At 64.4% G+C, this 18228-nt stretch carries 11 protein-coding genes; all 11 read left to right on the top strand.

Going from position 1 to position 18228, the window contains the following annotated elements:
• Positions 1-42: 42 nt before the first annotated feature.
• A complete protein-coding gene (locus BWR02_RS16610) occupies positions 43-3144 on the top strand; it encodes an efflux RND transporter permease subunit (RefSeq protein ID WP_139559037.1) in 3102 nt (1033 codons plus the stop codon).
• Between the two features lie 9 nt (positions 3145-3153).
• On the top strand, positions 3154-3480 hold the full coding sequence (locus BWR02_RS16605) for a P-II family nitrogen regulator (protein ID WP_139559036.1): 327 nt from the start codon (positions 3154-3156) through the stop codon (positions 3478-3480).
• A gap of 258 nt (positions 3481-3738) precedes the next feature.
• Positions 3739-5118 carry an OpgC family protein gene (locus BWR02_RS16600; protein WP_139559035.1) on the top strand — a complete coding sequence of 460 codons (1380 nt, stop codon included), beginning with the start codon at positions 3739-3741 and terminating at the stop codon, positions 5116-5118.
• A 712-nt stretch (positions 5119-5830) separates the two neighbouring features.
• Positions 5831-7372, top strand: coding sequence for a SulP family inorganic anion transporter (locus BWR02_RS16595; RefSeq protein ID WP_139559034.1), 1542 nt, complete (start codon positions 5831-5833; stop codon positions 7370-7372).
• A 141-nt stretch (positions 7373-7513) separates the two neighbouring features.
• On the top strand, positions 7514-9496 hold the full coding sequence (locus tag BWR02_RS16590) for a monovalent cation:proton antiporter family protein (protein ID WP_236102342.1): 1983 nt from the start codon (positions 7514-7516) through the stop codon (positions 9494-9496).
• 151 nt (positions 9497-9647) lie between these two features.
• Complete coding sequence (locus BWR02_RS16585; RefSeq protein ID WP_139559033.1) at positions 9648-10568, top strand: universal stress protein; 921 nt, start codon at positions 9648-9650, stop codon at positions 10566-10568.
• A gap of 151 nt (positions 10569-10719) precedes the next feature.
• On the top strand, positions 10720-13902 hold the full coding sequence (locus BWR02_RS16580; protein WP_139559032.1) for a cation-transporting P-type ATPase: 3183 nt from the start codon (positions 10720-10722) through the stop codon (positions 13900-13902).
• A 19-nt stretch (positions 13903-13921) separates the two neighbouring features.
• Positions 13922-15274 (top strand): ABC transporter substrate-binding protein, encoded by a 1353-nt coding sequence (locus BWR02_RS16575; protein WP_236102340.1) that lies wholly within the window; start codon positions 13922-13924, stop codon positions 15272-15274.
• Entirely contained in the window at positions 15271-16140 is an 870-nt protein-coding gene (locus BWR02_RS16570; RefSeq protein WP_139559031.1) for a carbohydrate ABC transporter permease, read from the top strand. The genes BWR02_RS16575 and BWR02_RS16570 overlap by 4 nt, the downstream gene beginning before the upstream one ends.
• Entirely contained in the window at positions 16137-16979 is an 843-nt protein-coding gene (locus BWR02_RS16565; protein WP_328591530.1) for a carbohydrate ABC transporter permease, read from the top strand. Before BWR02_RS16570 ends, BWR02_RS16565 begins: the two co-directional genes overlap by 4 nt.
• A 6-nt stretch (positions 16980-16985) precedes the next feature.
• On the top strand, positions 16986-18164 hold the full coding sequence (locus BWR02_RS16560; protein WP_139559029.1) for an ABC transporter ATP-binding protein: 1179 nt from the start codon (positions 16986-16988) through the stop codon (positions 18162-18164).
• Positions 18165-18228 lie beyond the last annotated feature (64 nt).

Here is an 18228-nt window from a genome sequence, read left to right as displayed (position 1 = left end):
CCGCGCTCGCTATCACCTGCCGCCAAGGAGGCTACCCCCGGAATGCTCGAAAAGCTCATTCGTTCTGCGTTGCAACAGCGCTTGGTGGTGGTGGTTCTGGCGCTGTGTCTGGTCGGCTTCGGTATCGCCGCGATCGATGATCTGTCGGTCGATGCCTTCCCGGATGTCACCAATGTGCAGGTCATGATTGCTGCAAAGGCGCCCGGGCGTTCACCGGAAGAGGTCGAACGGTTCGTCACGGTTCCGCTCGAAATTGCGATGACTGGCCTGCCGGGTCTGACCGATATGCGCTCGGCGAACCGGAATGCACTGTCGCAGATTACGCTGGTGTTCACGGATGACACCGACGTGTATTTCGCGCGCCAGTTGGTCCTGGAACGGTTGATCGAGGTGGCGGAGCGGCTGCCGCCGGGTGTGGCGCCGGTGCTCGGTCCGGTCTCGACGGGTCTCGGCGAGGTGTATCAATACACGCTGGACAGTCCGCATGACGGGGACCGCGCACTGACCGAGGAGGTCTTGATGGAGCGCCGGACGATCCAGGACTGGGTCGTCCGGCCCCTGTTGCGAGGGATTCCCGGAGTGGCCGAAATCAACTCCATCGGCGGCTACGAGCGGCAGTACCAGGTCGAGGTGAACCCCGACCGGCTCCACCACTACGGACTCACGGTCAAGGACGTCTACAGCGCGCTGACGCTGAACAACGCGAATGCGGGAGGCGGGAAATTACCCTACTTCGCCCAGCAATATCTGATTCGCGGCCTCGGGCTGATCGAGGGCGTCCAGGACATCGAGGACATCGTGCTCAAGGAGGCCGGTGGAACGCCGGTCTTCGTGCACAACGTGGCAAGGGTCAGCATCGGGTCGGCGGTCCGCTACGGCGCGGTGATCAAGAACGGTCGAACCGAATCCGTCGGCGGCATCGTCATGATGATCCGCGGCGGCAATGCCAAGCGGATCGTCACCGAGGTCAAGCAGCGGGTCCGCGAGATCAATGAGCAAGGCATGCTCCCCGGCGGCTTGCAGATCGTTCCGTACTACGATCGCACGGTCCTGGTGGATGCGGCCATCCACACGGTCACGAAAGTCCTGACCGAAGGGATCGTGCTGGTAGTGATTGTGCTCTTTCTCTACCTGGGCGATATCCGCTCGAGCCTGATCGTCGTCGCCACCCTGATCGTCGCGCCGCTGGTGACCTTCATGGTAATGAACCGCTACGGGCTCTCGGCGAATCTGATGTCGCTGGGGGGGCTGGCGATTGCCATCGGCATCATGGTGGATGGATCGGTGGTCGTCGTCGAGAACGCCTTTCGCCATCTCGGTGAGGCGAAGGGTAGTGGCGAGGCGCGCAGCGTCATTGTGCTGCGCGCGGCGGCGGAAGTCGGCAGCCCGGTGCTGTTCGGCATCGGTATTATCTGCCTGGTGTTTCTGCCGCTGATGACCTTGAGCGGACTCGAAGGCAAGATGTTTGCGCCCCTGGCGTACACCATCGCGATTGCCTTGTTCGCGTCACTGATCATTTCGCTGACGCTGTCGCCCGTGTTGTGTTCCTATCTGCTGCGCGGAGGGGCCGAGCACGATACCTGGATCATCGCCCTGATGAAGCGGCCCTACCTGAGGTTGCTTCACTTTGCGCTGGAGCGGCCCCGGACCGTGGTTGCTTTCGCTGTGCTGCTGCTCGTCGGCAGCGTGTCGCTGTTTCCGTTCCTCGGGACCTCGTTCATTCCGGAGATGAAGGAAGGCTCGATCGTGACCGGCATCAATCGCGTACCGAGCATCTCGCTGGACGAATCGGTCGCCATGGAGACCGAAGCCATGCGCCTGGTCATGGAAGTGCCGGGCGTCGAGATGGCCGTGTCGCAGCTGGGGCGCAGCGAAAACCCCACGGACTCCCAGCCGGAGAACGAGTCCACCCCCATCGTCACGATTGCGGACCGCGACAGGCTGCCGCCGGGCTGGGACCAGGACCGCATCATGGACGCGTTGCGCGAGAAGCTTCGCGTCATTCCCGGCGTGCAGATCGTCATGGCGCAGCCGATTTCCGATCGGGTCGACGAAATGTTGACCGGGGTGCGCTCGGACATTGCCATCAAGCTGTTCGGCGACGAACTGGAGGATCTCAAGGCAACCGCAGATGAGATCGTCAAAGTGGTCAATTCGGTTCCGGGTTCGGCCGACATCCGCGTCGAGCGGCTTAGCGGTCAGCAGTATCTGGTGGTGGATATCGACCGGCGCACGATCGCGCGCTACGGGATCAACGTGGCCGACATCAACGATGTCTTGGAGACGGCCGTCGCGGGGCGGGTCAGCACGGAGATCTATGAGGGCGAGCGACGTTTCAATGCCGTCGTGCGCTTCCCGCCCGCCTTTCGGGCCGATCCGAAGGCGATCGGTGCCATTCTGCTCGATTCGCCGAAAGGGGCCCGCGTGCCCCTGCGTGACCTGGCAAGCATCCGGCTGGTCGACGGACCGGCGCAGATCAGCCGGGAAATGGCAAGGCGACGAATTGTCATCGGGGCCAATGTTCGCGGGCGCGATCTGGGGGGCTTCGTGGCCGAATTGCAGCAGGCGATCGCGGACCGCGTCGACTTGCCCGAAGGGTATTTCCTGAAATGGGGTGGCCAGTTCGAGAATCTGGAACGAGCGATGAAGCGCCTGATGGTGATCATTCCGCTGACGATCGCCGCCATTTTTTTTCTGCTCTTCCTGCTGTTCAATTCGCTGCGCTTCGCGAGCCTGATCATTCTGGTCTTGCCGTTCGCGTCTATCGGCGGCATTTTTTCGCTGTTCGTCACCGGGGAGTATCTCTCGGTGCCCGCCTCGGTCGGGTTCATTACCTTGTGGGGTATCGCGGTCCTGAACGGTGTCGTGCTGATCTCGTATATCCGCAGCTTGCGAGACGGGGGCATGCAGCAACGCCCTGCGCTAATCGAGGGTTGCCAGCAGCGTTTCCGTCCGGTGATGATGACGGCCACGGTCGCGATGCTGGGCTTGATGCCCTTCCTGTTCGCGACGGGGCCTGGGTCAGAGGTTCAGCGACCGCTCGCGATCGTCGTGATCGGTGGTTTGATCACCTCGACCTTGCTGACGCTCGTCGTGTTGCCGACCCTGTACCGTTGGTTCGAAGACCGTCCTATCGAAGCCTAGGAGCCCGCCATGAGAGAAATAAAAGCCGTCATACAGCCGCAGCGCCTCAGCCGACTTCGCTCCGCTTTCCGCAGGATGAACGGTTTCCCCGGCATGACAGTCGTGCACGCCGAGGGCTGCAGCTACCACGACGGTCCCGAGTCGCACGATGACGTCTGGTCGGAACTGACCGAGTTCTCACCGAAAGTCCGCATCGAGATCATCGCGCCGGAGGAAAAGGTCGTCGAGATCCTGGGGATCATTCATGAAACCTGCCATACCGGACAAAAGGGCGACGGTATCGCCTGGGTCACCGATGTTGGCGCGTTCCGGCAGTTGCGGTACGAGCCGATCTAGATGCCGGGGCTCCCCGCGCTCGGGCGCTATGTGTGGAGCCCGCCGCCGAAGCCGCTCGGGTATCGGGGGCGTGACGCCGCACCGGCGTGAACCCATACGCTGCGCACCGCCCGCGTGAAGGGCCGGCTGAAAGGTTCGTGAAAGGTTCGGGGCGTAAACTGTGTGCCGCTCTGTCGGGCGAGGGCCCCCAAGGCTGGCGCGGACTGCCCGAAACAGCGCAACCAGACCTTTCCCGCTCCGATTTCACCCACAGGCACCATGTCCGTCCTGACCAACCCAGCAGCAATGTCCCGAAATCTGACGCTCGATTTCTTTCGCGGCGTTGCGTTGCTGATCATATTCATCAATCACGTACCAGCGAACGAGGCGTTGCTGTTCACGCCGTCGCGATTCGGCCTGAGCGATGCGGCCGAGATTTTCGTCTTCGCCTCCGGCTTCGCCGCTGCGCTTGCCTATGGCAAGACCTTCCGTTCCGCCGGAATCGCCCTCGGCAGTCTGCGCGTGTTTCACCGCTGCGGCCAGATCTATACCGCCCATCTGGCGCTGTTCGGGCTCATGGCAGTGACCTGCGTGCTCGGCAACAGCCTGCTGGATACGCGGGACTACATCACACAGCTCAATATCCGCTACTTTTTCGACGAAACGGAGGAGGCACTCCGATCCCTGCTGGCTTTGCGCTACGTGCCGCATTACTTCGACATTCTGCCGATGTATCTGGTCATCATGTTGTGGATACCGGGTGTCCTCGCGGTGGCCCAGATAAGCCGCGGACTTGCGATGACCTTGCCGGTTGGGGTCTATCTGGCAATGTGGGTGTGGGATCTCGAGTTCCTGGCAGACCCGGTTGGCGACCGCCCCTGGTTTTTCAACCCGTTCGGCTGGCAACTGATCTTCTTCATCGGCTTCGGTTTCGGGGCAGGTTGGTTGCGTCCACCGCCGCCGATGTGGACGCCGGTGTTGTTGAGTCTTGCGATCATTGCGCTGTCCCTGCCACTCAGCCCCGAACCGGCGCTGCGCCCGACCGTGTGGCTCCAGGATTTGCACGCTACTCTCTTGCCCTGGTTGGAAAAGACGCGTTTCGGGCCGTTGCGGTTAGTCCATTTTCTGGCGCTGGCCTATCTGGCGAGTGTCGTCTTCCGTGGCCCGCAGGTCTGGCTGACCCGCCCGGCTGGACGGCTGATCGTGCAGATGGGACAGCAATCCCTCCCCATCTTCACGATTTCCATGGTGCTGTCTTATGTCGGCGGGATGGTTTTCGATCTGGTCGGGCATCACCCGTTGAGCATCGTCGCGATCAATCTTGGCGGTATCGCCACCCTGATTCTGTGTGGTGCACTGCTGGCCTGGTTGAAGTCGAGCCCCTGGAAGCGACTCGATCCGATGGGGAATGCGGCCGGCTCTTCGGCAACCGGAGAGGGTGGGCTCTGGCCAGCCGATGATATCTCGTGGTGGCGTTGGGTGGAGCGCGGGGCTGCCGTGGCGGTGGTGTTGGCTGTCAGCGCCAGCCCCATTCTGCTCGGTGATCGGCGGTCTGCCCCACCCGCGCCCTCGGATGTGATCCTTGCCGGCGATGAATGGACAGCGGCCCGGGTATCGTTTGAGGGGTCCATAGCGCCAGGCGTAGGCGAGCCCCCGTAGGGCGCACCGGGTGCCATTTCGGTGGGGGCGATCCGGCAGGGTATCGAATCGGCACGCTTGCCCGATCGCGCCGAAGAAGGTCGAAGTCGAGAGATCGCCTGCCTGTTTGTCTTGTCATCTCGGCGCGCGATACTGGCCAAGCGCGCCGCAATACCGGGCTCTGTCATCGTTAGATCCTCGCTCGCGCCATGGCCTCCGGCGACTCCAGTCAGTCCGGATACGCGGCATTGAATGGATCGGGTGTCCGCTGGTCAAGTCGACAATAGTGCGCGTAAACTCGGGTAAGAGTCGAAACTTGTCGTGGCCTGTGCTGCGTGACCAACCCCTGCCAGCCTCCGCGACGGCCTGGCGTTCCGGGCCGCTCATCTCCGGCGGGTGATCGGTTTTTCTCCGGTTCGGCGCGGGCAGGACTAGCCAAACAGGTAGCTGATCGCGTACGGGCGCCTGGTGGTCAACGTGGCCGCAGACTGCGTACACGGTTGGGGGTGCACCGCTCTCGTGTCAGGCTCGTCTCTGCTGGGCGTCGCGAAGGGCGCTTGAGCAAATGGAGCCCGAAAGGTGTCAGCCGTCACCCAGAAGGAGAAGCGCAGGCGCAGCGTACACCTGATTGGCGCCACCGCCGAGTTACCGCGAGCGAGTGCGATGGCTGTCAAGGCCGGCCAAATCAATTCCCCGTACCCCAAAGATCATCCCAACTTCGAACTGGCATCCCATGATCCGAAAACACGTCGACTATTACGTCGGACATCTGAAGAATGACATCCCTGCGGGAATCGTCGTTTTCCTGGTGGCCTTGCCGCTGTGTCTGGGCATTGCGCTCGCGTCGGGCGCTCCGCTGTTCTCCGGGCTCATCACCGGCATCGTCGGCGGGGTTATCGTTTCGTGGGCCAGCGGCTCGCAGCTGAGCGTCAGCGGTCCTGCCGCCGGTTTGACGGTCATCGTGTTGACCGCCATCGAGACGCTCGGCAGCTTCGACAAGTTCCTGCTGGCCGTCACGCTGGCGGGGCTGATCCAGTTCGCGCTCGGCGTGTTGCGCGCCGGTCTGATCGGCGCGTACTTTCCCACGTCGGTCATCAAAGGCATGCTGTCAGCGATCGGAATCATCCTGATCATGAAGCAGTTGCCGCATGCCATAGGCTATGACGCCGAACTCGAGGGCGACGAGACGTACATGCCCCTCGATGCCGAGGGCACGGTGCTGGATCTTTTCCGCTCATTCGGCCAGATCTCCGTCGGCGCCGTGATCGTCAGTGTGGTGGCTATAGCGATCATGCTGGCGTGGGAAACGGCCCCATTCAAGCGCAACCGCCTGCTGTCGTTGGTGCCAGGTCCTCTGGTCGCGGTGGTTTGGGGGATCGCCTATAACCTGATCACGGCCAGGTACTTTCCCGGCCTGCAGATCGTACACGAGCACCTGGTGCAGTTGTCGGAAGTCGCGGGGCTGGCGGACTTCATCAATCATTTCACCCCGCCGGACTTTTCGGCCATCTGGAATCCGGATGTCTATGTGATCGCGGTGACGCTGGCTATCGTCGCGAGTCTGGAAACCCTCCTGAGTCTCGAGGCAGTCGACAAGCTCGATCCGCTGAAACGGGTGGCCCCTACCAATCGCGAGTTGTGCGCCCAGGGTTTTGGCAACTTCCTGTGCGGACTGATGGGCGGACTGCCGATGACCGCGGTGATCGTCCGCAGTGCGGCAAACGTGAACGCCGGGGGACGCACCAAGGTCGCGGCCTTCGTCCACGGGGTTCTGCTGCTGCTCAGCGTCAGTTTCCTGACCTGGGGGCTGAACCTGATCCCGCTCGCTACGCTTGCGGCCGTACTGCTGCTGACGGGCTACAAGCTGGCGAAGCCCGCGCTGTTCGTCGAGATGTACCGGAAGGGTTTGAATCAGCTGCTGCCGTTCGTGATCACGATTGCGGCGATCCTGATCAGCGATTTGTTGAAGGGCATCGCGATCGGCATGGTCGTCGGCTTGTTTTTCGTGATCCGGGCGAATTTCCACGCCGCCATCACACTGACCCGGGATGGGAAGAACTATCTGCTGCGGCTGCAGAAGGACGTCTCCTTTCTCAACAAAGCCTTGTTGCGCAGACATTTCGACAGCATCGACGAGGGAGGCAATCTGATCATCGACGGCAGCCGTGCCCGCTTCGTCGATCAGGACATCCTGGAGGCCATCAACGATTTCGTTGCGGCTTCCCGCGACAACGGTATCAGCGTGGAAGTCAGGAACCTTGCTGGCGGTGCCTGAACCAGCCAGTAGCGGTCTGGTAAACAGTGCAATGGTCTCTGCCGGTCAGGGGCTGGCTTGAACGACGCGATGGAACCACCACTCTATTAGAGGAGGGGGCCGCGTCAAGAGTTGTCCCGGGATACCGCGGATTGTAAAGCCATGACACTGATGTTCGATTCCTGGTTTCTCGACATGCTGCTGTTGCTTGGGTGCACGGTCGGCGTGGTGTTCCTGTTTCAGCGCCTGCACATTCCGTCGAGCCTTGCCTACCTGATGGTGGGAGTGCTGCTCGGTCCACACACGGCCGGGCCGGTGATCGAGCAGCAGCACATCAAGAGCGCGGCGGAATTCGGCATCGTATTTCTGCTGTTCACCATCGGCCTGAGCTTCTCGCTCTCACAACTGCACGCGCTGCGGCATCTGGTGCTCGGGCTCGGTACGGCGCAAGTGGCGCTGACTACGGTTGTCATCGGGATCTCGGCGTGGTTGGCTGGACTTTCGCCCGCCGCTGCCTTCGTGGTCGGTGCCGTTTTCGCGCAATCCTCCACCACCGTGATCAGCCAACAGCTGTCCGAGCAGGGTGAAGAGCATAGCCGCCATGGGCGCCTCGGTGTCGCGCTCTCGGTGTTTCAGGATGTCACGACCGTCCCGCTGGTCGTGGCCATTCCGGTGTTGGGCCAAGCCCTCGAACTGGGGCTGATGGACTCTCTGACCGGAGCGCTGGGCAAGGCCGTGTTGGCGTTCGCGCTGATGTTCGCCGCGGGACGGTGGCTGCTGCGTCCGCTGTTTCATGCGGTCGCCGAGCGCCGCTCGGCGGAGCTGTTCACTCTGACGGTGCTATTGACCTGTCTGGGGGCCGCGTCACTGACCCATCTGCTCGGCTTGTCGATGCCCTTTGGCGCGTTTCTCGCCGGAATGATGCTCAGCGAGACCGAGTTCCGTCATCAGATGGAAGCCACGATCAGGCCGTTCCGGGATGTCTTGCTGGGGCTGTTCTTCGTGGGCATCGGTATGCTCGTCGATCCTTCGGCGATCCCCGCGATCTGGCACTGGGCCGTGGTCGGCGCCCTTGCATTGCTCGGCGTCAAGACCCTGCTGGTTGCCGGGCTGGGACGCTGGGCCGGAATCGACGCGCTGACGGCATGGCGCGTCGGGTTGCTGGTCGCGGTCGGCGGGGAGTTCGGCTTCGCGCTGCTCGCACTGGCACTGGGTGCGGGCATCATCGAGGAGGAGCCCGCGCAGATCGTGTTGACCGCCGTGTTGTTCTCGATGATCGTCGCGCCCTTGCTGATTCGCTTCAACAGGGCCATCGCCGGCGCTCTGGTGGGAGAGGGTCGCTCAGTCCCACCCGAACTCAACAGTGCGGTGTCGTTTGATGAGGTGGGTGAAACGCTGCGCGACCATGCCATCATCTGTGGTTATGGCCGCATTGGCCAGAGCGTCGGGCATCTGCTGGAAAAGGAGCGGATCGCTTATGTCGCGCTGGATCTGGATCCCTCCCGGGTCCGGGAGGCGCGTATCGCCGGCGAACCCGTCTACTACGGCGATTCCGCTCTGCGCGACATGCTGGAGGCAGTCGGCGTCCGTACGGCGCGTCTGGTGGTTGTGAGTTACGACGACCTTGCCGCGGCTCGCAAGGTATTGGCGAATGTCCGGACCCTGCGCCCGGAACTGCCGGTCATGGTGCGCACGCGCGATGAGGCTCATGTCGAAGACTTGAGGCAAGCCGGTGCGACCGAGGTCGTTCCGGAGACGCTGGAGGCGGGGCTGATGATCGCATCCCAGGCGTTGCTCCTGCTGGATGTGCCACTAGCCCGGGTGATGCGGCGCGTCCGGGAACAGCGGCAGGAACGTTACCTGTTGCTGCGCGAGTTTTTTCGTGGTGACAGCGTTTTTGCCGACGAGCCGGACGCGGCCGGCAGCGACCGTTTGCGACCCGTGTTGGTGCCGCCGGATGGCGGTGCCGTGGGACGTACGCTGTCCGACCTTGGGCTGGATGGCGTGGTGTCGGCGGCGTTGGTCCGGCAGGGGGCTCGTGTGCTGGCCCCGCCGCCGGACACCCGGCTTGAAGCAGGTGACGTCATCGTCCTGTTCGGCCCGCCCGGTGACCTGCAAAATGCCGAAGCCCGGTTGGTGGGCTAAGGGGCGTTGCAAGACGCGCGCGACCTGCCGACACAGGCCGGAGCATGGACTTGCCGGCCCATCGGCAGGATGCCGAACCGGCCCACCGGATGAACTGGTAACAGAGGGTACGCAGCGTCGTAAGCCGTCGCTCCACTGGCAGGGTGAGTAGATGAAGCCGTTTCGCACGTTGCTGGTCGCAACCGATCTGTCCGCTCCGGCGCGGCATGCCGTCCACCGGGCCGGCTTGCTGGCCGCTGGCTGTGGCGCCCGGGTCGTGCTGCTGCATGTCGTGGACATGCGATTGATCGAAGGACTGCGCCATGTCCTCGGGGACTCGGGCGAACTGCGTGAGCGGCGCCTGCTGGATGAGGCGGCACGCGTGTTGTCCGGGCTGGCCGATGGTCTCGGACGATCCCATGCGATCGACGTCGAGGCGCGGCTCGTCACCGGCTCGGTGCTGCCGGAAATCGTCGCCTCTGCCGAAGACATCGGCGCCGACCTGCTGGTGATGGGGGCTCGCGGCGCAGGCTTCGTGCCGGAGCTTATGATGGGTACGACGACCGAGCGTACCTTGCGCATGACGCGTCGCCCGGTGCTGATCGTCAAGCAGACGCCGCATGAGCCGTACCGCAGGATTCTGGTGCCCGTCGATTTTTCAGGTCATCCCGAAACCGCTGTCGATCTGGCCCGCGCAGTTTCGATTGACGCGGAACTGTCCCTGATGCATGCGTTCGAGCTGCCTTTCGAACGGAAGCTGCACTATGCGGGGCTGACCGATGTCGAGATGATCGAGCTGCAAGCGGCCACCCGAGCCGAGGCGACGCTGAAAATGGAGGCATTGACGCGGTACGCGGCACTGTCCGGTGCGGTTTCGCCATCGGCGATCGTCTACGGCCGGCCGACGACGCGAATCCTCGAGCAGGAGCAGGAACAGGATTGCGACCTGATCGTGATCGGCCGAGGCGGTTCCGGTCTATTGGCCGACTGGCTGTTGGGCAGTACGACCAAACGTGTGGCGTCACTTGCGAACTGCGATCTGCTTGTGACGGATCTCGATCGAGTGAATTCGGAGCCGGTCGCACCGCGGTAGGTTTCGAGCGCGTACGTCGGGATGAAGTCTGTCGGTTCGGTTTCCGGGCACGGCCGTGCCGCGCCATGGCAGCTTGACGCATCGTCCGCTCCAGGGCACGGCCCGCTGCGACCCCGACAGTCAACGCGGCTGATTTGAAGTAGAGGCGATCATGAACACTTCATTGAAACCCGGGGACGCGTCGCTGACGCAGTCCGTCGATCCGGTTGCCTGGCATGCACTCCCGGTGGATGCGGCGATCCAGCGCCTGCAGGCAGACGGCGAACAAGGCCTGGGCGAAGCGGAGGCCGAGGAACGTCTGCGTCGCTACGGCCCCAATCGCCTGCCGCAGGTGCGGAAGCGCGGTGCTTTGGTCCGCTTCCTGCTGCAGTTCCATAACCTTCTGATTTATGTACTGCTCGCGGCCGGCATCACGACGGCTATGCTGGGTGACTATGTCGATACGGCGGTCATCGTGGCCGTGGTGGTGCTCAACGCGCTGATCGGATTCATCCAGGAAGGCAAGGCCGAGGCGGCGCTGGAAGCCGTGCGAAATCTGCTGTCCCCGACTGCGACCGTGGTGCGCGGCGGGCGACGGCGAACGGTGCCCGCCGAGACCCTGGTGCCGGGTGACCGGGTGTTGCTGCAATCCGGCGACAAGGTTCCAGCAGACCTGCGGCTGATCGAGGTCCGCTCGCTCCGTATCGACGAGTCGGTGCTGACCGGCGAGTCGGTTCCGGTGGAGAAGGCGCCGGGGCCGGTCGAGGCGGGCGCGCCGGTAGGCGACCGTGCCGGCATGGCGCACTCCGGCACGCTGGTGACCTACGGGCAGGGTGCGGGGATCGTCGCGGCGACCGGGTCCGGTACCGAGATCGGCCGGATCAGTTCGATGCTGGCCGAAGTGGGTGACCTGGCGACCCCTCTGCTGCGTAAGATCGAGCAGTTTGCACGCTGGCTGACGGCGATCATCCTCGGGGCGGCCGGCGCCACCTTCGTTTTCGGCTGGCTCACTCACCGGCTCGGACTCGAGGAACTGTTCATGGCCGCGGTGAGTCTGGCCGTGGCGGCCATCCCCGAAGGTCTGCCCGCCATCGTGACCATCACACTGGCGGTCGGCGTCCGGCGCATGGCCCAACGCCAGGCGATTCTACGCAAGCTGCCGGCCGTCGAGACGCTCGGTTCGGTCACGGTGATCTGCTCGGACAAGACCGGTACGCTGACCTGCAATGAGATGACCGTCCAGACCGTTGCGACCGCCGCGGAGGAGTGGCTCGTCAGCGGAGCCGGGTATTCCCCGCACGGTGGTTTCAGCCGGGACGGCGTCGATGTCGCGGTCGCCGACAATCCAGACCTGATCGAACTCGCGCGGGCCGCGCTGCTGTGCAACGACGCGGCTTTGCATCAGGATGGCGGCGAATGGCGTCTCGAAGGCGACCCCACGGAAGGGGGGCTCGTGGTGCTGGCGCTCAAGGCCGGATTGGCTGCCGACTTCGAACACCAGGCCCTGCCGCGTGACGACGCCATTCCGTTCGAGTCCGAGCACCGCTTCATGGCCACGCTGCACCGCGACCACTCCGGCCATGGCCTGATCTTCCTGAAGGGTGCGCCGGAAGTGGTGCTGGAGCGCTGCAACCGGCAGCGGTTCGAGGGCCAGGATCAGCCGATCGAGCCGGCACTGTGGCATCGGCAGATCGAGGATATCGCGGCCCGCGGGCAGCGTCTGCTGGCCCTGGCCGTCAAGCCGCTGCCGGCGGTGTCCGGCGTGCTGAACTTTACCCACACCGAGGGCGATTTCAGCCTGCTCGGCGTGGTGGGCATGATCGACCCGCCGCGCCCGGAGGCCGTCGAGGCGGTCGCCCAGTGTCGGCGCGCCGGCATCAGGGTCAAGATGATCACCGGCGACCACGCGGCGACCGCCTGCGCGATCGGCAGTCAACTGGGGATCGGTGATGGCATGAGCGCGCTGACCGGCGCCGACATCGAGACGCTGTCCGATACCGAACTGAAGCAGCGGGCTGCAGCCGTCGATGTCTTTGCGCGTGCCAATCCGGAACACAAACTGCGCCTGGTGCGGGCATTGCAGGCGGATGGGCACGTGGTCTCGATGACCGGCGATGGCGTCAACGACGCGCCGGCGCTGAAGGCTGCCGACATCGGCGTGGCCATGGGCCATCGCGGCACCGAGGCGGCCAAGGAAGCGGCCGAAATGGTCCTCGCGGACGACAATTTCGCGACCATCGCCACGGCCGTCGAGGAAGGCCGCACGGTCTACGATAACCTGCGCAAGACCATCCTGTTCACGATGCCGACCAATGGCGGGGAGGGCGGTGTCATCATCGCCGCAATCCTGATGGGCGCCGAGCTTCCGGTCACGCCTCTCCAAATCCTGTGGATCAATCTGGTCACGGCGGTGACCCTGGCCCTGACCCTGGCCTTCGAGGCACCGGAGGGCGATTTGATGGAGCGCCCGCCACGCGCGCCGGGCGAACCGCTGGTGACCCGTTACATGTTGTGGCGCATCTTTTACGTGTCGCTGTTGCTGATCGCCGCGACCCTGGGCCTCTATGAATGGGAACTGAGCCGTGGCGAGACGGTGGAGGTCGCGCGAACCGCAGCCGTTAACGCCCTGGTGGCGGGCGAATTGGTGTACCTGATCAACAGCCGCTACTTCATCGCCAGCAGCCTCTCGGCCGTGGCCTGGGTTGGGAACCGCTACGCGGTGATCGCGATGAGTATTCTCGTCGGTGTGCAACTCGTGTTCACGTATGCGCCGTTCATGCAGACCGCATTCGCCTCGCGCGCGCTCAGCGGGGGCGCGTGGTTGCGCATTCTCGCCGCGGCGGCCCTCGTGTTTCTGATCGTCGAGGCCGAGAAGGCGGTCGTGCGATGGCGCTCCGGCACGCGGCTGCCGGCGCCGCCGGTTGCGGCGCGTCCATCGGCACCCTGGGGCATTTCGGCGGTGCTGGCTGCGGTGATCGGGCTGGTCCTGCTGTACCAGTTCGTCGCGGTGGCGGGAGCGCTGCTGGAGCCGTTGCGCAGCGGCTGGTTCGGGACGGGCGTAGTACTCGCTGGCCTTATGGCGCTGTTGGCCGTCGGCCTGCTGGCTGATGCGGTCCGCAGTCTGTTCGCCCGGGACGCATCGCGGGCGGCCATGAAGATGGTGGCGCCGGCATTGCTGCTGGCGGTCGCCGAGCATGCCCCCGAATACCCGTTCACGGCCGTTCAACTGCCCTGGCTGCTCGCAGCAGCGACCGCGGTGTTGGCACTGGGGATCGTGTTTCTCGCTCTGGAGAGGATTCGCGCGGAGCGGGGGGGCAGCGCCTCGGGGCGGGGCTCCGAGGGTAACCGGGACTGATGGGTATGGGTGCCCGTTCATGTTCGCGGTGACTCCAGAGCCAGAGACGGGTCTCGGCCAGTGGTCCGGCCCCTGTCTCGCTGCCGGGGCAGGCGTGCGGATCCAGGGTGTATCGGCTCCGGATCGCTGGGCACCGGCCCCGCTGTGTCGCGCCATGGTGGTCGCGCTGCTGGCGATGCTGGTGGCCTGCCACGACAATGCAGGTGATCGCCCCGAACTCACCTGGTGGGTTTTCGACGAGCCCTCCGGCGCGTTCCGCGCCGCCGCCGCCAACTGCTCGGAGCGTGCCGCTGGCCGCTACACCCTTCGGGTCGAGCCTCTGCCCGCCGATGCCGATCAGCAACGCGAGCAACTGGTCCGACGACTGGCCGCGCGCGATACATCCATCGACCTCATCGGTATGGATGTCATCTGGACCGCGGAGTTTGCCGCCGCCGGCTGGCTGTTGCCCTGGGATGCCGCGGCCGCGACGCGACTCGCCGTGGGACACTTGCCCATTACCGTCGAAAGCATCCGTTATGGTGGCCGGGCTTGGGGTGCACCGTTTACCTCCAATGCGCAGCTGCTCTGGTACCGCACGGATCGGGTCCGCTCACCCCCGACCACCTGGGACGAACTGCTCGGGACGGCGGAAGCGGCTGGGGGGGCGGGCAGCGTGCAGCTACAAGGCCAGCGCTACGAGGGGCTGACGGTCTTCTTCATCGCCTTGCTGGCCTCCGCCGGGGGGGCGGTGCTGGACGAGGCAGTACAGGGCGTGGCCCTGCCGGAGGGCCCGACCCGCGAGACGCTCGCGCTGATGAGGCGTATCGCCACCTCGCCGGCGGCCGATCCTTCCCTCGACGTCATGATGGAAGATCAGACGCGTCTCGCATTTGAAACCGGCCGGCCGTGGTTCATGCTCAACTATCCGTTCGTCTGGCCGAGCGCCCTGAGCCATGCGCCCGCCGTAGCCAGGCAGATGGCGTTCGCTCCGTGGCCGGGGTTCGACCGTACTAGGCCCGGGCGGGTCGCGCTGGGCGGGCTCAATCTCGCGATCGGAGCGTACACGCGCCATCCCGCCGTCGCCTTCGAGGCCGCAGAGTGTCTGACCTCCGCCCCGCACCAACTGCTGGCGGCGGTTCAAGGCGGATTGCCGCCAACCCTGGAAGATCTCTATGATCTGGCCGAGGTGCGGCGACGCCTGCCGTTCGCCGACGTGCTGCGCGATGCGCTTCACCGCGCTGTCTTGCGGCCGCCGACACCGCTGTATCACGATGTGTCGCTGGCCATTAGCCGGACCTTGCATCCGATGCGAGCGATCGACCCGCAACGCGACGTGCAGCGGTTGCGCCGCGCCGTGACGCGGGCGTTGCGCTCGGAGGGCCTGCTATGACCGAGAGAGGGCGCGCCGAGCGTCGCCTGGGCTGGTGGCTGTCGGCACCGGCACTGGTCGCGATGGCGCTGGTCACGGTGTATCCCATCGCCTACGCGTTCTGGTTATCGCTTTTTCGTCACGATCTGCGATTCCCGGAGCAGCGTGGCTTCGTGGGTTGGGCGAACTATGCCAGCGTGTTGAGTTCGCCGGTGTGGTGGCAGGCGCTGACCAACACCTTGCTGATCACGGCCGCCTCGGTCGCGGTCGAACTGGTACTCGGATTCGCGATGGCCCTGCTGATGCACCGTGCAACGGTAGGCCGGCAGACCGTGCGCGCGTCGATACTGGTGCCTTACGCGATCATTACCGTGGTCGCGGCGCTGGCCTGGAAGTTCGCCTTCGATCCGACCACCGGCTTTGTCAATGCCCTGCTGGGCTTGCAGCAGTCATGGCTGACCGAGCGTTGGTCGGCGTTCCTCGTGATCATCGCCACCGAGATCTGGAAGACCACGCCGTTCATGGCGCTATTGCTGCTAGCAGGGCTGGCGCTGATTTCGGAGGACCTGATCCGCGCTGCGCGGGTCGATGGTGCGTCGGCCTGGCAGCGCTTGAGGCATGTCACGCTGCCATTGATGAAGCCGACGATAGGTGTGGCGATGCTGTTCCGGACGCTCGATGCAGTGCGCATTTTTGACACGGTTTATGTACAGACCCGGGGCGGGCAGAATACCGAGACCCTTTCTTTGGTCGCATACGACACCCTGATCGTCCGGCTGAACCTGGGGCTGGGTTCGGCCGTTGCGGCATTGATCTTTGTGGTCGTGGCCCTGATCGCCTGGGGGTTCCTCCGCAGTTTCGGCGTGTCCCTCGAGGAATCGCGATGACCGGAAGGACGTCGGCCCGACGTCTCGGAATGCTGGGGGAGTTCGCGGCGATGCTGGCCGTGGTCGCCTACGCACTGGCGCCGCTTGCGTGGATCGTTTCGCTGTCGCTGAAGCGCCCCGGCGATCTGAACGACGGACGCTTCCTTCCCCAAGCCGTAACCCTCGAGAATTACCGGGCGGTCTTCAACGATGTCCAGTTCCCGGCGGCTTTATGGAACTCGATGGGTATTGCATCGATGGCAACAGTGGTGTCGGTCGTGCCGGCGGCGTTTGCCGCCTACGCCATCGTGCGCCTGTCGTTCCCCGGTCGTCGGCTGTTGTTGGCCGGCGCGCTGGCTATCGCCATGTTTCCACCGGCGGCGATTGTCGGTCCGCTGTTCAACCTGTGGCGCGCGCTCGGTTTGTTCGACACGTGGCTCGGCCTGGTCCTGCCCTACGTGAGCTTGACCCTGCCGCTGGCCATCTGGACCTTGTCGGCTTATTTCCGGACGATTCCCAGGGATCTCGACCAGGCGGCGCGGGTGGATGGGGCGACACCCTTCCAGACCCTGCGGTACGTGATCGCGCCGCTAGCCGCGCCGGGGCTGTTCACGGCGGCGATTCTGGTCTTCATCTTCGCCTGGAACGACTTCCTGTTCGCGACCGCGCTGACGTCCACGCGAGCGGCGCGCACGGTGCCCGTCGCCATCGCGTTCTTCACCGGGAGTTCCCAGTTCGAGCTGCCGACGGGAGCCATCGCCGCGGCCTCGGTCGTCGTGACCCTGCCGGTAATCGGGCTGGTCGTACTGTGCCAGCGCCATATCGTCTCGGGCCTCACGGCGGGCGCAGTGAAAGGGTGAACGGCCTTGGCCACGATCGAATTGGAAAACGTCAGCAAAGGTTTCCGCGGGGGTACGCCAGTCCTCGATGACATCACCCTCACGATCGAGGAAGGCGAGTTCTTCATCCTGGTCGGACCCTCCGGGTGCGGCAAGTCGACGCTGCTCAATGCCATCGTCGGCCTGGAGCAACTGAGCGCCGGCGAGATCCGGGTGGATGGGCAGCGCGTCGATCACCTCGATCCGAAGGACCGGGACATGGCGATGGTTTTCCAGAGCTACGCGCTCTATCCCCACATGACCGTCCGGGAGAACATCGCGTTTCCGCTGCGGCTGGCCGGCCTGCCGAAGGCCGAGATTGCGAGCCGCGTAGCCGCGGCGGCCGAGATGCTCGAACTTGCGGCGATACTGGACCAAAAGCCGGCCCGGCTCTCGGGCGGACAGCGGCAACGGGTGGCGATGGGGCGGGCGCTGGTCCGAAAGCCCAAGGCCTTCTTGCTCGATGAGCCTCTCTCCAACCTCGACGCGCGGCTGCGCGTGCAGACGCGCAGCGAACTGGCGCGTCTGCAGCAGCGGCTGGGTGCGACGATGATTTACGTCACCCACGATCAGACCGAAGCAATGACTTTGGGGCATCGCGTGGCCATACTGAACGGCGGGCGCATCCAGCAGGTCGGGGCACCGCGAGAACTCTACCGGAATCCATCGAATCTGTTCGTCGCCGGGTTCCTGGGCAGTCCGGGCATGAACCTGATTCCGGCACGGATCGATGGCGCAGGCCTGGTACTGCCGATCGGCACGATTGACTGGAAGAGCCTGCCGCCGGGATTCGCAGGCCGAAAGCAAGCCGTGTTGGTGGGTATTCGCCCGGAGCATTTTCATCGCGCCCGAACGGACGAGTCACCTCCGCATGCGCTCAGGGTGGAGGCCCGGGCGGAATGGGTCGAGTGGCTCGGAGCGGAAACCTTCGTGCAACTCGGGCCACAGGTCTTCGATCTACCGGCCGGGCCAGGCGGTGTCGGAGAACTGGCGGCGGGGCAGTCATCGACGGTAACGTCGGCAGCGCCCATCGTCGCTCGGTTCGATGGCACAGAGCAAGTCGCTGTCGGCAGTCCGGTGCGGCTCTGGGTCGATGCGGAGGACATATACTTGTTCGATGCGAACTCCGGGATAACCCTGTCGCCGTCACCGAGCCAAAGAACGTAGCCTATTTCTGCCACCGTTGCTAATCACACGAGCCCAAGCTGAATTACGGCAATCCGGCCGTTCA

This window comes from Methylotetracoccus oryzae (genome assembly GCF_006175985.1).
GTDB lineage: Bacteria > Pseudomonadota > Gammaproteobacteria > Methylococcales > Methylococcaceae > Methylotetracoccus > Methylotetracoccus oryzae.
Note: the sequence above shows the minus strand (reverse complement) of the source record. Positions and strands in the feature narration are given on the sequence as shown.

Bases quoted from the DNA above. Each gene is read 5' to 3' on its own strand.
- BWR02_RS16610 (WP_139559037.1), top strand. From the start codon at position 43: ATGCTCGAAAAGCTCATTCGTTCTGCGTTGCAACAGCGCTTGGTGGTG.
- BWR02_RS16605 (WP_139559036.1), top strand. From the start codon at position 3,154: ATGAGAGAAATAAAAGCCGTCATACAGCCGCAGCGCCTCAGCCGACTT.
- BWR02_RS16600 (WP_139559035.1), top strand. From the start codon at position 3,739: ATGTCCGTCCTGACCAACCCAGCAGCAATGTCCCGAAATCTGACGCTC.
- BWR02_RS16595 (WP_139559034.1), top strand. From the start codon at position 5,831: ATGATCCGAAAACACGTCGACTATTACGTCGGACATCTGAAGAATGAC.
- BWR02_RS16590 (WP_236102342.1), top strand. From the start codon at position 7,514: ATGACACTGATGTTCGATTCCTGGTTTCTCGACATGCTGCTGTTGCTT.
- BWR02_RS16585 (WP_139559033.1), top strand. From the start codon at position 9,648: ATGAAGCCGTTTCGCACGTTGCTGGTCGCAACCGATCTGTCCGCTCCG.
- BWR02_RS16580 (WP_139559032.1), top strand. From the start codon at position 10,720: ATGAACACTTCATTGAAACCCGGGGACGCGTCGCTGACGCAGTCCGTC.
- BWR02_RS16575 (WP_236102340.1), top strand. From the start codon at position 13,922: ATGTTCGCGGTGACTCCAGAGCCAGAGACGGGTCTCGGCCAGTGGTCC.
- BWR02_RS16570 (WP_139559031.1), top strand. From the start codon at position 15,271: ATGACCGAGAGAGGGCGCGCCGAGCGTCGCCTGGGCTGGTGGCTGTCG.
- BWR02_RS16565 (WP_328591530.1), top strand. From the start codon at position 16,137: ATGACCGGAAGGACGTCGGCCCGACGTCTCGGAATGCTGGGGGAGTTC.